Source organism: Pseudomonas fluorescens (assembly GCF_001307155.1).
Taxonomy (GTDB): Bacteria; Pseudomonadota; Gammaproteobacteria; order Pseudomonadales; family Pseudomonadaceae; genus Aquipseudomonas; species Aquipseudomonas helvetica.
Map to the genome: position 1 here is coordinate 541,317 of NZ_CP012830.1, position 16,045 is coordinate 557,361.

At 59.5% G+C, this 16,045-nt stretch carries 16 protein-coding genes; 5 read left to right on the plus strand and 11 right to left on the minus strand.

Features of this window, described 5'->3' with window-relative positions:
• Window positions 1-51: 51 nt before the first annotated feature.
• Both AO353_RS02540 and AO353_RS02545 read right to left on the minus strand, forming a co-directional pair.
• On the minus strand, window positions 52-363 hold the full coding sequence (locus AO353_RS02540; protein ID WP_054593538.1) for a cupin: 312 nt from the start codon (window positions 361-363) through the stop codon (window positions 52-54).
• An 84-nt stretch (window positions 364-447) separates the two neighbouring features.
• Window positions 448-1,632, minus strand: a complete 1,185-nt coding sequence (locus AO353_RS02545; RefSeq protein WP_054593539.1) for an MFS transporter — start codon at window positions 1,630-1,632, stop codon at window positions 448-450.
• A 91-nt stretch (window positions 1,633-1,723) separates the two neighbouring features.
• Here AO353_RS02545 and AO353_RS02550 point away from each other — a divergent pair, with 91 nt between their 5' ends.
• Both AO353_RS02550 and AO353_RS02555 read left to right on the plus strand, forming a co-directional pair.
• A complete protein-coding gene (locus AO353_RS02550) occupies window positions 1,724-2,263 on the plus strand; it encodes a TetR/AcrR family transcriptional regulator (protein ID WP_054593540.1) in 540 nt (179 codons plus the stop codon).
• A 140-nt stretch (window positions 2,264-2,403) separates the two neighbouring features.
• Window positions 2,404-5,874, plus strand: coding sequence for a hybrid sensor histidine kinase/response regulator (locus AO353_RS02555; RefSeq protein WP_054593541.1), 3,471 nt, complete (start codon window positions 2,404-2,406; stop codon window positions 5,872-5,874).
• A gap of 18 nt (window positions 5,875-5,892) precedes the next feature.
• Here AO353_RS02555 and rmuC read toward each other — a convergent pair whose 3' ends face one another.
• Together rmuC and AO353_RS02565 are read right to left on the minus strand one after the other, a co-directional pair.
• Window positions 5,893-7,257, minus strand: coding sequence for a DNA recombination protein RmuC (gene rmuC / locus AO353_RS02560; RefSeq protein WP_162491276.1), 1,365 nt, complete (start codon window positions 7,255-7,257; stop codon window positions 5,893-5,895).
• A 175-nt stretch (window positions 7,258-7,432) separates the two neighbouring features.
• Window positions 7,433-7,756: a hypothetical protein gene (locus tag AO353_RS02565; RefSeq protein WP_054593543.1), complete on the minus strand. Its 324-nt coding sequence runs from the start codon at window positions 7,754-7,756 to the stop codon at window positions 7,433-7,435.
• Between the two features lie 1,018 nt (window positions 7,757-8,774).
• Between AO353_RS02565 and AO353_RS02570 the strand changes: the two genes are divergently transcribed.
• The 3 genes from AO353_RS02570 to AO353_RS02580 all read left to right on the plus strand — a co-directional run bounded on the left by AO353_RS02570 (window position 8,775) and on the right by AO353_RS02580 (window position 11,177).
• On the plus strand, window positions 8,775-8,999 hold the full coding sequence (locus AO353_RS02570; protein ID WP_007898912.1) for a hypothetical protein: 225 nt from the start codon (window positions 8,775-8,777) through the stop codon (window positions 8,997-8,999).
• A 278-nt stretch (window positions 9,000-9,277) separates the two neighbouring features.
• Entirely contained in the window at window positions 9,278-9,760 is a 483-nt protein-coding gene (locus AO353_RS02575) for a hypothetical protein (RefSeq protein WP_019693082.1), read from the plus strand.
• Between the two features lie 145 nt (window positions 9,761-9,905).
• Window positions 9,906-11,177 (plus strand): OmpP1/FadL family transporter, encoded by a 1,272-nt coding sequence (locus AO353_RS02580; protein WP_054593544.1) that lies wholly within the window; start codon window positions 9,906-9,908, stop codon window positions 11,175-11,177.
• 86 nt (window positions 11,178-11,263) lie between these two features.
• Here AO353_RS02580 and AO353_RS31850 read toward each other — a convergent pair whose 3' ends face one another.
• The 7 genes from AO353_RS31850 to cobU all read right to left on the minus strand — a co-directional run bounded on the left by AO353_RS31850 (window position 11,264) and on the right by cobU (window position 16,035).
• On the minus strand, window positions 11,264-11,386 hold the full coding sequence (locus tag AO353_RS31850) for a hypothetical protein (protein WP_256583894.1): 123 nt from the start codon (window positions 11,384-11,386) through the stop codon (window positions 11,264-11,266).
• A complete protein-coding gene (locus AO353_RS02585) occupies window positions 11,383-12,582 on the minus strand; it encodes an MFS transporter (protein WP_162491277.1) in 1,200 nt (399 codons plus the stop codon). The genes AO353_RS31850 and AO353_RS02585 overlap by 4 nt, the downstream gene beginning before the upstream one ends.
• An 86-nt stretch (window positions 12,583-12,668) precedes the next feature.
• Window positions 12,669-13,073, minus strand: coding sequence for a MarR family winged helix-turn-helix transcriptional regulator (locus AO353_RS02590; protein WP_054593546.1), 405 nt, complete (start codon window positions 13,071-13,073; stop codon window positions 12,669-12,671).
• Between the two features lie 82 nt (window positions 13,074-13,155).
• The gene (locus AO353_RS02595; protein WP_054593547.1) at window positions 13,156-13,887 is read right to left on the minus strand and encodes an adenosylcobinamide-GDP ribazoletransferase; all 732 of its coding nucleotides are present in this window, start codon (window positions 13,885-13,887) and stop codon (window positions 13,156-13,158) included.
• Between the two features lie 2 nt (window positions 13,888-13,889).
• Window positions 13,890-14,465: an alpha-ribazole phosphatase family protein gene (cobC, locus tag AO353_RS02600; RefSeq protein WP_054593548.1), complete on the minus strand. Its 576-nt coding sequence runs from the start codon at window positions 14,463-14,465 to the stop codon at window positions 13,890-13,892.
• The gene (cobT, locus tag AO353_RS02605) at window positions 14,462-15,517 is read right to left on the minus strand and encodes a nicotinate-nucleotide--dimethylbenzimidazole phosphoribosyltransferase (protein ID WP_054593549.1); all 1,056 of its coding nucleotides are present in this window, start codon (window positions 15,515-15,517) and stop codon (window positions 14,462-14,464) included. The genes cobC and cobT overlap by 4 nt, the downstream gene beginning before the upstream one ends.
• Window positions 15,514-16,035, minus strand: a complete 522-nt coding sequence (gene cobU / locus AO353_RS02610) for a bifunctional adenosylcobinamide kinase/adenosylcobinamide-phosphate guanylyltransferase (protein ID WP_054593550.1) — start codon at window positions 16,033-16,035, stop codon at window positions 15,514-15,516. Before cobU ends, cobT begins: the two co-directional genes overlap by 4 nt.
• Window positions 16,036-16,045 lie beyond the last annotated feature (10 nt).

The following is a 16,045-nucleotide window of genomic DNA, read 5'->3' on the forward strand; positions in this document are numbered from 1 at the left end:
CTATATAACGGGTAATTTCTCTAACTGTTATCTGTTTTACAGATATACACGTTAAACGCTGCCTTCCGCTTCAACCACCAATACCCGAGCCGCGCCTTGTGGATGAGCAACATGCTCAGTGCCAACCGCTGCATAGAAGATGTCACCAACCTCCAACAGCGCAGCCTGCTCGACGCCGTTCTCCCGATAACGCATCTGCACCTGACCATCGAGCACCACGAACACTTCCTGGCCGTTGTTGACGTGCCATTTGTAGGGCTGATCGGTCCAGTGCAAACGGGTGGTGATGCCGTTCATGTTGGCGATATCCAGCGCCGCCCAGGCGCGATCACCGGTGAAGGACTTGCTGCGGATGATCTTCATGAGGGTTCAATCCTTCGAATAGGAACAGAGCGGTTACGATCAGAGCCAAGACTAACGCATGAGCCCGAAGACGTCTTGACCATGCTAGGCCTCGCAAAGTCTGGCCGGCCGCTGACGCATCAACCCCAGCAACGCCCCCAACGACAGCACGATCAATACCGCGCCATAGCCATCGGTGGTGGCGACCAGGCCGAAGGTCCGGGTCAGGTTGCCTGCCAACAGCGACGGCAGGCAGAACGCCAGGTAACTCAGCACGTAGAACGCCGACATCAACCCCGCGCGCTCATGGGGCAAGGCCAGCGGTACCACGCTGCGCAAGGCACCGAGAAAACCGGCACCAAAACCACTGCCGGCCACCAGAGTGGCGAAGAAAAACAGCGGCAGGCTGGCGCTGTGTACGGCGGTCAGAATCAGCGCGATGCCAATCGCCAACAAGCTCGCGCCCACGCGCAGGACTTTGTCTGCCGGGCGATTGCGCAACGTGAAGATCATCAACGCGCCACTAACCGTCAACACAGCTACCAAGCCGCCGCCGATCAGATTCGAGGTCGAACCGGTCGCCGTACGAACCAGCGATGGCGCCAGTGACAGGAAGAAGCCGCCCACCGCCCAGACCGCCACATTCACCGGCAGCGCCAGCCACAGCGCCCGTCGGGCCTGTGGCGGCACATGTAGGGTCGGGCGTAGCGACGCCCAGGCGCCGGCTAGCCGAGTGACACTTTCCGGCAGACGCCAGACGTACAGCGCTTGCAGCGTGAAAAACCCGAACAGAATCCAGTAGGCCAACTGCAACGGTTGCGGCGCGTACTCCGCCAGCAATCCACTGCCCAATGCGCCAAACGCCATGCCCAGAAGCGGCGCAACGCTATTCACCAGCGGACCTTGCTGCCGGTCAGTATCGAGCAACGCCGCACCGAGTACGCTGGTGGCCATGCCGGTGGCAAACCCCTGAAGCACCCGCGCAGCGATCAGCCAAGCCACACTGTCGGCATTGATAAACAGCAACATCGCCAGCATATCCAGCAGCAACGCAGCGAAAATTACCGGCTTGCGTCCCAGATGGTCCGACAACGAGCCGACCGTCAGCAGCGCCGCCAGCAAGCTCAAGGCATACACCCCGAAAATCAGCGTCAGGGTCGCCGGAGAGAACTGCAGCACCTCCTGGTACAGGTGATAAAGCGGCGTTGGTGCACTGGAAGCGGCGAGAAAACTCAGTAAGGTGATCGCCAGGAACACCAGACTGGAACGGTTTGAGACTGAACTGGACATGAGCACACTCCGCAAAAGCTAATTTTTTGCTTTTGCGGAGTGTGCTACCGACTTCGGCTTAAAGCAAATTCTTTGTGTTAAGGTTCGACGCATGGCTATTAAAGAAGGTTTACGCCCGGGCGGTCGTAGTGCTCGGGTGCAGGAGTCGATTCATTCGGCAGTCCGCGAACTCCTCCAAGAGCAGGAGCGTTCAAGCGTGACCGTGCCGCAAATCGCTGCCCGTGCAGGCGTTACGCCGTCGACGATCTACCGACGTTGGGGCGACTTGTCGGCACTCTTGGCCGACGTCGCGCTGGTACGCATGCGCCCTGACAGTGAACCGGCCAACACCGGCAGCCTGCGTAGCGACCTGCGCGCCTGGGCCGAGCAGTATCTGGACGAAATGAGTTCGGAGCCCGGCCGCAACATGATGCGCGACGTGCAATCGAGCGCCACGCCGGGGTATTGCGTGAGCATTCTCAGTAGCCAGTTGCAAACGATACTGGACCGCTATCCGAATGAGCCGAAGCCCGGTGTCGACCGACTGATCAACATGGTGGTGGCACCGACAGTGTTCCGCATTCTGTTCGCGTCAGCGGCGCTTGAGGTTGAAGAGTTGCATCGGTTGATCGATATCGCGCTGGCCCCGTAGCTGCCGCGTAAACACGCTACGTATCCACCCTGCGACACCCCGCCGCGCCACGACCTTGGTCGACACTGACGAACCGAAGTGGTCGTGCGAAACTGTCAGACCGGGTTTGCGTCCCGGGTGTCTTTATGCCTGGAGTTACCATGTCGCTGTCCAGCGGGCTGATTGCCGCCGTCGCCCTGGCCTATATGGCCGTCATGTTCGCCATCGCCTTTTACGGTGACCGGCGCAGCACACCGCTGCCGCCGCGTATGCGTGCCTGGGTGTACAGCCTGTCGCTGGCGGTCTACTGCACCAGCTGGACGTTCTTTGGTGCCGTCGGTCAGGCCGCCGAACAACTCTGGTCGTTTTTGCCGATTTATCTGGGGCCGATCCTGCTGCTGGTGTTCGCGCCGTGGGTCCTGCAAAAAATGGTGATGATCAGCAAACAGGAAAACATCACCTCGATTGCCGACTTCATCGCCGCCCGCTATGGCAAGTCGCAATCGCTGGCGGTGGTGGTGGCGCTGATCTGTCTGGTGGGCGTATTGCCCTACATCGCCTTGCAGCTCAAAGGCATCGTCCTGGGGGTCAACCTGTTGATCGGTGCAGGCCCGGATGCCATGGGCACCCGAGCCCTGGACACAGCGCTGATTGTGTCGCTGGTTCTGGCGCTGTTCACCATCGTCTTCGGCACCCGCAACCTCGATGCCACGGAGCACCACCGTGGCATGGTGCTGGCGATCGCCTTCGAAGCACTGGTCAAGCTGCTCGCCTTCCTCGCCGTCGGCGCCTTCGTCACATATGGTTTGTACGATGGCTTCAACGACCTGTTCGATCAGGCCATGCTCGCACCACGCCTGGAGGAATACTGGAAAGAAACCGTGAATTGGCCATCGATGGTGGTGCAGACCGGCGTGGCGATGATGGCGATCATCTGCCTGCCCCGACAGTTCCATGTGACCGTGGTGGAGAACATCGAACCGCAGGATTTGCGCCTGGCGAAATGGGTATTCCCGGCTTATCTGGGATTGGCCGCACTGTTCGTGGTACCGATCGCGCTGGCCGGGCAAATGATGCTGCCAAGCTCGGTACTGCCCGACTCCTTCGTGATCAGCCTGCCACTGGCCCAGGCCCATCCGGCACTGGCGCTGCTGGCGTTTATCGGAGGTGCATCGGCCGCCACCGGCATGGTAATCGTTGCCAGCGTGGCGCTGTCGACCATGGTCTCCAACGACATGTTGCTGCCATGGCTGCTGCGCCGGAAAAATGCCGAACGGCCGTTCGAGGTGTTCCGCTACTGGATGCTCTCGGTGCGTCGGGTGAGCATCGTGGCGATTCTGCTGCTGGCCTATGTTTCCTATCGCCTGCTCGGTTCGACCGCCAGCCTGGCCACCATCGGGCAGATCGCATTTGCCGCCGTGACCCAACTGGCGCCAGCGATGCTCGGCGCGCTGTACTGGAAACAGGCCAACCGCCGCGGGGTATTCGCCGGTCTCGCCGCCGGGACTTTTCTCTGGTTCTACACGTTGATTCTGCCGATCGCCGCCAACAGCCTGGGCTGGTCGCTGCACAGTTTCCCAGGGCTGGGCTGGTTGCACGGCAATCCGCTGAACCTGCCGATTTCCCCACTGACTCAAGGCGTGGTGTTGTCGCTGGCCGGTAACTTCACCTTGTTCGCCTGGGTGTCGGTGTTGTCGCGCACACGGGTCTCGGAACACTGGCAGGCCGGGCGCTTCATTGGCCAGGAGATCAGCACACGGCCGAGCGCGCGCTCGATGCTGGCGGTGCAAATCGACGATCTGCTGCAACTCGCGGCACGTTTTGTCGGCGAAGAACGGGCACGCCAGAGCTTCATCCGCTTCGCCTACCGCCAAGGCAAAGGTTTCAACCCGAATCAGAATGCCGACGGTGAATGGATTGCCCACACCGAACGCTTGCTCGCCGGTGTACTCGGGGCGTCATCGACCCGCGCCGTCGTAAAAGCCGCTATTGAAGGTCGGGAAATGCAACTCGAGGACGTGGTACGAATCGCCGACGAAGCCTCGGAAGTGCTGCAATTCAACCGCGCCTTGCTGCAAGGCGCGATCGAGAACATTACCCAAGGCATCAGCGTGGTCGACCAGTCGCTGAAGCTGGTGGCCTGGAATCGTCGATACCTTGAACTGTTCAACTACCCGGATGGCCTGATCAGCGTCGGCCGACCGATTGCCGACATCATTCGCTATAACGCCGAACGCGGCCTGTGTGGCCCCGGCGAGGCGGAAGTCCACGTTGCCCGGCGCCTGCACTGGATGCGCCAGGGGCGCGCCCATACCTCGGAGCGCTTGTTCCCCAACGGTCGGGTGATCGAACTGATCGGCAATCCAATGCCGGGCGGCGGGTTTGTCATGAGTTTCACCGACATCACCGCGTTTCGCGAAGCCGAGCAAGCGCTGACCGAGGCCAACGAGGGACTGGAGCGACGCGTCGCCGAGCGCACCCATGAACTGTCGCAGTTGAACATCGCGCTGACCGAAGCCAAAGGTACCGCCGAGGCGGCCAACCAGTCGAAAACCCGTTTCCTTGCAGCCGTCAGCCACGACCTGATGCAGCCATTGAACGCCGCACGGCTGTTCTCGGCCGCCCTCTCCCACCAGAACGACGATCTCTCCTGCGAGACCCGGCAACTGGTGCAGCATCTGGACAGTTCGCTACGCTCGGCCGAGGACTTGATCAGTGACCTGCTCGACATCTCGCGCCTGGAAAACGGCAAGATCAACCCGGATCGCAAGCCATTTGCGCTGAATGATTTGTTCGACACCCTCGGCGCCGAATTCAAGGCGCTGGCGCAGGAGCAAGGGCTGAAATTTCGCCTGCGCGGCAGCCGCCTACGGGTCGACAGCGATATCAAATTGCTGCGGCGGATTCTGCAAAACTTCCTGACCAACGCCTTCCGCTACGCCAAAGGCCCCGTGCTGCTGGGCGTGCGACACAAGGGCGATCAGCTGTGCCTGGAGGTCTGGGACCGTGGCCCGGGGATTCCCGAAGACAAACGCCAGGTTATCTTCGAGGAGTTCAAGCGCCTCGACAGCCACCAGACCCGCGCCGAAAAAGGTCTGGGCCTGGGTCTGGCGATTGCCGACGGCCTGTGCCGGGTGCTGGGTCATCAACTGCAAGTCCGCTCCTGGCCAGGCAAAGGCAGTGTGTTCAGCGTCAGCGTGCCTCTGGCCCATGCTCAAACCAGTGCGCCCGGTACACCTGCCAAACTCAATGGCCGGCTGCCAACAGGCGCGCAGGTGCTGTGTATCGATAACGAAGACAGCATTCTGATCGGCATGAACAGCCTGCTCTCGCGCTGGGGTTGCCAGGTGTATACCGCGCGCAATCGCGATGAGTGCGTCGCCCTGCTCAGCGATGGCATGCGCCCGCAACTGGCGTTGGTGGATTACCACCTCGACCATGGCGAAACCGGTACCGAACTCATGGCCTGGCTACGCTCCCAACTCGGCGAGCCGGTACCTGGCGTGGTGATCAGTGCTGACGGGCGACCGGAGATGGTCGCCCAAGTGCATGCAGCAGGCCTGGAATACCTGCCGAAACCGGTGAAGCCGGCGGCGTTGCGAGCGTTGTTGAGTCGGCATTTGCCGTTGTGATGAAGACAGTCTTTTAATTTATTCCGGCAACTCGGCCAACCCATCGACATCGGTCATCGCCCGCTCCAGCAGATCGGCCGGCAAGCTCTTGCTGGCCCGTGCGCCGAGCAATTTGAGCTGCTCGCTGCGACTGACCAGATTGCCGCGGCCTTCCGTCAGTTTGTTACGTGCGGCGCTGTAGGCTTTATCCAATTGCTGCAAGCGATTGCCAACCTCGTCCAGATCCTGAATAAACAGCACGAACTTGTCGTACAGCCAGCCCGCGCGCTCGGCGATTTCCCGGGCGTTCTGACTCTGGCGCTCCTGCTTCCACAGGCTGTCGATGACCCGCAACGTCGCCAGCAAGGTGGTCGGGCTGACGATAACGATATGGCGATCGAACGCTTCCTGAAACAGATTTGGTTCAGCCTGCAATGCCGCGGAAAAAGCCGCCTCGATGGGCACGAAAAGTAATACGAAATCCAGGCTGTGCAGACCGTCCAGGCGCTTATAGTCCTTATCGGACAAGCCCTTGACGTGATTACGCAACGACAGCACATGCTGCTTCAGCGCCGCTTGGCCAATCGCGTCGTCGTCAGCCGCCACGTATTGCTGATAGGCCGTCAGGCTGACCTTCGAGTCGACCACCACCTGCTTGTCGCCCGGCAGATAAATCAGCACGTCGGGCTGGAAGCGCTCGCCATCCGGGCCTTTGAGGCTGACTTGAGTCTGGTACTCACGGCCCTTCTCCAGGCCTGCGTGTTCCAGCACTCGCTCGAGAATCAACTCGCCCCAGTTGCCTTGGGTTTTCTGCCCCTTGAGTGCTCGCGTGAGGTTGGTCGCCTCGTCGCTCAAACGCAGGTTCAGTTGTTGCAGGCGCTCCAGTTCCTTGGCCAGCGAAAAGCGCTCGCGAGCTTCAGCCTGATAACTTTCCTCGACGCGTTTTTCGAAGGATTGAATGCGCTCTTTCAGTGGGTCGAGCAATTGGCCCAAACGCTGCTGGCTGGTTTCGGCAAAGCGCTGCTCACGCTCATCGAAGATTTTCCCGGCGAGCTCGGCGAACTGCGCCCGCAGCTCATCCCGCGAGCCTTGCAGGTCGCTCAGGCGTTGTTGATGGCTTTCTTGCTGCTCACGCAACTCGGCATTTAACGAGGCGGCCTGCGCGTCCAGCCGCCGCAACTCGGCCTCTTTACTGCTGCGCTCGAGGTTCCAGGCATGGGCCGCGTCACGGGCGTTGTCACGCTCGATCTGTAATAGCTCGACTTCACGGCGCACGGCAGCCAGATCGGCTTGCTTGGCCGCATTGGCCTGACTCAGGTCGCTGATTTCATCACGGCAGGCATCGAGTTGCGCATTAAGCCCGTCCTGCGCCAGTTGTGCAGTACCCAAGCGCTCTTCAAGCAGCGACAGCTCGGACTGCGCGGTGCTCAGGCGCCGCTGTAGCTGCCACGCCAGCATCAATAACGGTAGCGCAGCACCCGCCAGACCGAGCAACACACTGGTCACGTCCATAGCCATGACGACTCCTGCCGATGAATTAAAGCGCGAAGGTTAACCAAGCCGTCGGGGCTTGGACAGCTCAGTCTTCGATCTGACCGAGTTCCTGCCGGGCACGCCGGTCGCCGGCACGCGCGGCCTGACGCAGCAGGTCCTGGCCAATGCGCCGATCCCGGGCATTGCCGCATTCGCGGCACATCAATTGCCCCAGACGACTTTGCGCAACCACCACCCCTTCACGGGCTGGCGCCTTGAGCAAACGCCCGGCGAAATGTTTGATGTTGGGGTTATCGCCCAGGCGTGGGCTGTCGAGCAACCATTCGGCGACTCGAATCGAAAAGCGCTTGGGTGGGGTGACACCTGAGGTGATGGAGGTAACGGAGGTTGGTACTGAGCGAAACTTCATAAAGCACTGCGGGACAAATCGGAAGGCGCGCCACTCTACTCTTTTTTTCGTACGGGTAAAGTCGAAAAAAGCCTGCACGCCCGTCCTAGAGCAAGCGCTTGGGACAATCCACAGAAGCTGTGGATAACTCAGTGGACAACCCACCCTGAACTCGCCAGAAGCCCTGTGGAATGGGGCTCGCAGTCAAACTGACGATTTTTTCACCAGTAAAAAAAAGCGATGTTTTTCATTGACTTAAATTTCCATTACAGGCACCCACTGCGCTTGAAGGTGAAATGACAACCGGGTGACAGCCCACGCAACTAATGTGCACAAGTCCCTTCGAGGTGGTTATATCACCGCCCTTTTTTCGTGCGTTTTGCAGTCAATCAGTCGCAACGAGCCTCACTGTACCTGCGTTTCAAGCGAGGTGATGGCTCATGCCACTGGACGCCCGGTGACCCAATTGTGTGCTTTACTGTTGCCGCGACGTTTTACCCCCGACGGCAGATGCTCCAGGCACGGCAATTCCCCGCCAGAGAGCAGAGCGATTTAAGCATCAGTAAAAGTTTTTTGCCTAACACACTTCCTTTCTCGAATTCAATCCGTTACTATCCGCGGCGTTAGTACCAAGCTGAAAGTCAATTCTGGTCGAACAACTCCTGCGGTATACCTTCCCTAAAGAGAAGCCTCTACCGACATCACGGGACCGACCACCTCGATGGTTTCCAGGTAATGCTTGCGACAACACTGCCTTTGAATTGAAAGCAAAGGGTGTTGCGAAGCTCACTTACTCTGACCGAACCAACCTGCAAATTGATCAGGATCTTCACCCCGGGCCCAGAACCTTTGCCCTTGATGTGTTGCCTGCCCTCCTAAGTACCTACCTGCCGGCCCAAGCGCGCAAAAATCATAGCGCTTCAACTGGCTGCTTTGTTCCAGTCGGGTTCTTCGTTCGATCAATGGTGATCGTCGTTACTGGAACGTTTTAACGTTGCACGGTTCTTATCCGTGTCATTTGTAGGAACACCCAATAACCATGTCTACTCAAATCCACACTCAGGATGCCATCCGCACCCTAACCAACGCTTTTGCTCCAATGAACTGCCTGATCATGGCTGCTCGCAAAGGCTGCTTCAGCTTCACCCTGGTCAATGAACACGGTATCGCTCGTCACAGCGAACGCCTGTACCCCGATCAATACTCCAGCGCCGAGCCGCTGCAGGCAGTGATCGAGCGTACCCGTCAGGCACTGGTTGCCTGAAACACCAGAAAAGCTGAAAACATCAAAAGCCCTGCTTAAAAAGCAGGGCTTTTTATTGCCTGATATTTCTCCACACGCTGTATCGGCTTAAGTACCAAGCGATATAACGGTTATAACTCGGCACCGGAAATATTTTAAAAACAGGCCTTTACGGCACGAATATGACACTACACTTCAACTCAAGCGGCTTGATCCGCTTCCGGCGATCCTGAGTCGATCCACCGCTGCCAAGCCCCACCCGTCAGGAATCGCCGCCCACTTCACGTTTCGAGGGCTTTATGGGTATCGCCGCCAGCGAACTGTGCCGTTATGTGATCCGTCCGACGCTGATTTACCTCGGACGCCACAGCACGATTGCCGAATCCCTGCTACTGGGTGTTGCAGCCAGTCAGTCCGCTCTTGGTTCCGCCCTGCATGACCGCCGCGGGCATGGCCTGTACCGGATTGCCGAACCTCGTCACCAGGCGCTTTGGGATCACTATCTGGCGCTGGACCCGGAACGCGCCAGCCTGGTTCGCGGCCTCGCCAGCCAACATGCATTTCTCAGCGGTCCGCACCTCGAACTGACCGTCAACCTGCGTTACGCCACCGCCATCGCCTGGCTATTAATAGAAGAACAGAATACCCCGCTCCCCGAAGCCGATGACCTGCTGGGCATGGCCCGAATCTGGCGCCAGACCTTCCAGCCACAAGGTCGTCTGCGTGACTTCACCTGCGCCTGGCAAACCTGTGTATCACCGCTGAATCAGATCGCCTGTTAACCGGGCAATTTGCAAGATCGCGCATATAGACGCGATTTTGGTCTGATTGTCCTACAAAAGCGCTCTATCTCAAGCCATACAGCCTATAGCGCTGAAACGAAAATGTTGGTAATTTTCGCCCCGGTGATCACCAGGAGTTCTAATAATGAAAAAAGTAATGCTCAAAACCACCCTTAGCCTTGCCGTTGCCTTGGCATCCACCCAGATCTTTGCAAGTGGCTTTGCCCTCAACGAACAAAGCATCAGTGGGATGGGGACTGGTTTTGCGGGACGCTCTTCGTCCGCCGAGGATGCAAGTACTGTATTTGGCAACCCTGCCGGCATGTCGCGGATCAAGCGCCAGGAAGTCACTGGCGGGCTGGCAGCTATCGACGCTTCGAGCGATATCAAAGACGCCCACGGCGCCCATCCGGGTACCAACAAGGGCGACATGGTGCCATTCACAGCCGTTCCGATGGGCTATTACGTCAAACCGATCGATGATCACTGGGCATTTGGCCTCGGTGTCTATGCACCTTTTGGTCTGATTACCAACTATGAAAGTGGCTTCCAGGGCGGCGGCTTCGGCAGCAAGAGCGAAGTCAAGGTTGTGACCTTCCAACCTACCGTCAGCTATGCCTTCAACGACAGAGTATCGATCGGCTTCGGCCCGACCATTAACCGTATTGGCGGCACTCTCGAGTCGGATGTACCTCTTTTTGGCGATACCCACGTCAAGATCAAAGGCGACGATACCGCTCTGGGCTATAACTTCGGTGTTCTGGTACAAGCCACCGACACGACTCGCCTCGGCCTGACCTATCACTCGAAAGTGAATTACAAGCTCGAAGGTCATACCGATATCACCGCAGGCGCCAACGCTCCTTCCGCCTTCCTGCAAAGCAATCGATACGACGCTTCGCTGAAAATCGAAACGCCTGAATCGGTCGACTTCTCCGTGACGCAACAACTGACAGATGCGTGGACCCTGTATGCGGGTTCCACCTGGACCCGCTGGAGCCGCCTGAAAAACATCACCGTCAATAACGAAGGCGTCACTGCGGCACAGGGCGGTGTATTGTCCCCAGCCTTGTTCGGCACCATTACGGAAGAGCAGAACTGGCACAATACCTGGGCCTACGCCATCGGTACTTCCTACAAGCTGAACAAGCAGTGGGTATTGCGTACCGGCCTGACCTTTGACCAATCGCCGACCAACAATACTGACCGTTCACCACGCATTCCTACCGGTGACCGCACTATCTTCAGCCTTGGCGCTGGCTACAACGTCACCGATGATCTGACCATCGACGTCGCCTACTCCTACCTCAAGGAAGAAGCTGTCACAGTGAATCACTCCAACGCAGTCGACAGTTACAGCGCCAAATATGAAAACAGCTCCAATGGTTTTGGTGTCGGCGCGACCTACCGCTTCTGATTCACGGCGAGCCTGAACAGCTCACCCGCTGACTTGAAAAAGCCCCGCTCTCTTGCACAGAGGCGGGGCTTTTTAGTGGGCGTGACTCAGCAAGCCCCCATACCGAGCTGCATCAGTGCGAGCCCTCCCCGATGCCAGCCCCACCAGGCCAGCGCCAACAACAGCGCGCCAGCACTGGCAGCAGCGAACCAGGCTGCGATCCTGTTCATGCCGCACTCACCTGAGCTTGCAAGCGTGCCACGGGACGCTCGCGTACAGGCCAGTTCAAGACTGCCGCCAACAGACTGAGGAGAATCGCCACCTGCCAGATCAAGTCATAGTTGCCTGTTCGGTCATAAACCACCCCACCCAGCCAGCCGCCAAGGAACGAGCCCAACTGGTGAAAGAGGAAAACGATACCACCGAGCATAGAGAGGTTTCGTACACCAAATAGCGTCGCTACCGTGCCGTTGGTCAAAGGCACTGTCGACAACCAGAGAAACCCCATGGCCATACCGAACAGATAAGCACTGGCCTGCGTCACGGGAGCCCAGATGAACAAACTGATCACCACCGCACGCAACAGGTAGAGCCCCGTCAACAGACGCGGTTTGGACATGCGCCCGCCGAGCCAGCCAGCGGTGTAAGTACCGAAGATATTGAACAGGCCAATCAACGCCAGCACCGTGGTACCGACGCTGGCAGGCAGATGCTGGTCGACCAGATAGGCCGGCAAATGCACGCCGATAAACACCACCTGGAAACCACAGACAAAAAAGCCGAACGCCAACAGCCAGAAGCCCGAGTGCGAACACGCCTCGCGCAGGGCCTCGGACAGGGTTTGCTCATGACCGAGCACAGGCAGCGGTTTGTCCTTGAGCATGCTGACCAGTGGCACAATCAATGCCACCAGCATTCCCAGCACCAGCAGCGCGGTTGACCAACCGAGCCAGCCGATCAACCCCAGCGTGCCCGGTAACATGGCGAACTGGCCGAAGGAACCGGCAGCACTGGCGATCCCCATGCCCATGCTGCGTTTCTCCGGCGGCAAGGCACGCCCCACCACGCCAAGAATCACCGAGAACGAGGTGCCGGACAGACCAAGACCGATCAACAAGCCAGCGCTCAACGACAGCGACAAGGCCGAATCGGACAAGCCCATGAACACCAAACCCACGGCGTACAGAACACCACCGACCAGCACCACTTTCGCCGCGCCGAAACGATCCGCCAAGGCCCCGGTGAATGGCTGCGCCAGCCCCCAGATCAGGTTCTGCAGGGCGATGGCAAAGGCGAACACTTCCCGCCCCCAGCCGAACTGCGCGCTCATCGGCGGCAAAAACAGCCCGAAGCCATGCCTCACGCCAAGCGACAGTGCAAGAATCAGTGCGCTTCCAAGTAGAACCCAACCGCTGGCACGCCACATCGATGTCATTCTTATTCTCCGGTAACGGGTATATACCCGCTTAAGTTCGCTCAAATTCGGGCTTACGCTTGGAAAGGCCCGCCGCCTCAGGCGAGCTCATCCAGCAAGGCCAGCAGGGTTGCGCGTTTCTCTGCGCCCAGACGATCAATCAGCCGCTGCTGCGCCGCTTCCCAGGCCGGCAAGGCCGCCGCCAGGCGTTCACGCCCGGTTTCGGTCAGTTGCACGATGCGATTGCGCTGGTCTTCACCCTCGACCAGCATCACCAACCCCTCCCCCTCGAGCACCCGCAGATTACGCCCCAGCGTACTGCGATCCAGGCCCATGGCTTCCGCCAAGGTGGAAATGCTCGGTTGATCGAGGCGCTGCAAATTGCACAGCAAGGAATACTGCGCAACGTTGATTCCGAAGCCGTCGAGGGCGCCGTCGTAATGCCTGCTGACGCCACGGGCGGCGCGACGCAGGTTGGTGCATAAACATTGAGAGGCTAGCATGGTGCGTGTATATACCCGCGATAAAGTTAAAGCAAGTTCGATTATCAAACAGCCGTTAGGCCGTGCACGTTGACGGTGACTCTCAGGCCAGTGCCAACCCCACCAGCACCGCCGTTTCCAGCAACTCCAGCAACGCCCCGGCCGTATCGCCGGTGGTCCCGCCCAGACGCCGCAACATCACCTGGCGCAACCAGAAGAACATCAGAGCCGCCAGCACCAGTGCAACAACACCGCTCCAGCCGCCGATCAGCACGCACGCCAGCACGCTGAGCAACAACACCTGCTGACCGGTCTTGCGCGGCAGATGATCGGCCAGCGCCTGTCCCAGGCCGCCGGCGCGCACATACGGCGTGTTCAGGAACACCCCCAGCAACGCACCGCGACCGATCAATGGTGCAAGGATCAGCCCGGCCATAGAGTGCTGTTCAATCAACGCCAGTAACGCCGTGAACTTGAGCAACAGCACCAACACCAGCGTCACTACCGCGATCGGCCCACTGCGCGGGTCCTTCATGATGCTCAAGGTGCGCTCGCGATCGCCAAAACCACCGAGCCAGGCGTCAGCGCTGTCAGCCAGACCGTCGAGGTGCAAACCACCGCTGAGCATCACCCAGACACTCAACAGCAACGCCGCATGCAACAACGCCGGCGTACCGAGCAACAGCCCATTCAGCGCCCACAACAGCCCGCCAAACAGCAGCCCCACCAATGGATAAAACAGCAACGAGCGCCCAAGCTCCTGAGGCGTCGGCATGCCTGGCAGACGAATCGGCAAGCTGCTGAGAAACTGCAAGGCGATCCAGAACGGCAACATGTTCACCCCTCTTCCCTGAGCACGGCATCAGCCTCGACGCGCAACGAAAACAGCGCGCCATGACCGACTTCAACGTTGAGCAATTGCTCGCGCGGTAATCCGCGTGCGCGGGCCAGCAACAGGCGCATGACCCCACCGTGACTGATCAGCAACACCCGCTCGCCGGCATAGGCCTGATGCAAGCGCTCGACGGCCGCCAGCACCCGCGCGGAAAACGCAGTCACCGGTTCACCTTCCGGCGGCGTGAACCCGTAGGGATCGGCCCAAAACCTGCCTAACGCTTCGGCGTCGGTTTCCATCAACGCTGCCGCGCTCTGCCCTTCCCAGGCGCCGAAGTGCAGCTCTTGCAGATCCTTGTCCAGCACCACCGGCAAACCCAACCGCTCGGCCAACTCTTCGGCAAAACGTGCGCAACGTTGCAGCGGCGAGCAGACCAGGCGATCCCATGGGCCTTGATCAATCACCGCCGCGCGCATCTGCTCCCAACCTTTGGCGGTCAGCGCGTCATCCAGGCTGCCGCGTAAACCGCCACCGAGTTCGGTTTCACCGTGACGCAGCAGATCCAGACGCAACGTCATGCCGGGCGATCGGCCACAGCCGCTTCAGCGAAGGTCGCCATTTGCCCGTGCAGGTCGCAGGCCAGACGCAGCAATGGCACTGCCACTGCGGCACCGCTGCCCTCACCCAGACGCAGGCCGAGATCCAGCAAAGGTTCAGCGTTCAGTGTTTCCAATACATGCCGATGGCCCGGTTCAGCCCCACGATGACCAAACAGCAACCACTCGCGGCATGCCGGATTCAGGCGCACCGCGACCAATGCTGCCACGCTGCAAATAAAGCCATCGACCAGCACCGCCAAACCTTCTTGAGCGCAGGCCAGATAAGCGCCGACCAACGCAGCGATTTCAAAACCGCCGAGGTTGAACAATGTCTGCAACACGTTGCCACGCTGAGCAGCATGCAATGCCAGCGCGCGTTCAATCACCTGGGCTTTATGGCTGACACCCGCCGCGCTCAAACCGGTGCCTGGCCCAGTCAGATGAGCCACCGGGCAATCGAGCAATGCACAGGCCACAGCGCTGGCGGCGGTGGTATTGCCGATGCCCATCTCGCCACCAATAAACAGCTCGGAGCCTTCAGCAATCGCCCGCAGCACGCTGTCACGGCCGGCCTGTAAAGCTTGCTCGCCCTGGATTTGCGTCATCGCCGGACCGTGCACGAAGTTCGCAGTGCCTGGACCGATGTGCAGATGACGCACGCCCAGCAAACTCAACGAAGGCGTGACAGTGCCGAGGTCGACCACTTCCAGCCGCGCCTCAAGCTGCCGCGCCAATACGCTGATCGCCGCGCCACCGCTGACGAAGTTGTGCAGCATCTGCCCGGTGACTTCCTGCGGGAACGCCGAAACACCTTCGGCGACCACGCCGTGGTCACCGGCAAAAATCGCAATCCACAGCTGATTCAGGCTTGGCTTGACCCGGCCCTGCAACCCGGCCAGTTGCACCGCCACTGACTCCAGCTGCCCGAGGGAGCCCGCCGGTTTGGTCAGTTGCTGCTGTCGGGCCGCCGCTTGCTCATGCGTTTGCGCATTGATCGGCTTGCACGGGTTCAACCACCAGGAATGAGTCATAACGCAGTACCTTTCAAAGTCAGGGGCAGGCCGGCGACGGTCAACACGACACGCTGACAGCGCTCAGCCAGGGCTTGATGCAACCAACCCGCTTCATCGACATAGCGGCGAGTCAATTCGCCCAGCGGTACGACACCCAGACCGGTCTCGTTGCTGACAAAAACAATTTCTCCCGGCAGTGATGCCAGACACTCCAGCAGGGCTTCACGCTCATGAGCCAAACGCTCGGGATCTTCAAGCATCAGCAGATTGGTCAGCCACAAGGTCAGGCAATCCACCAATAAACAACGCTCGGCACTGGCGTTTTCGCGTAGCACCCGGGCCAGTTCCAGCGGCTCTTCAATCAGCGCCCATTCAGGCGGGCGGCGCTCGCGATGATGGGCCACGCGGGCATTCATTTCGCCATCCAGCGGCTGGCTGGTGGCAATGTACGTCACCGCCAGAGCGCTTTCGCTGGCGAGCTTTTCAGCCAGACGGCTTTTACCGGAGCGGGCGCCGCCGAGGATCAGTTGCAACATGATTGAAATC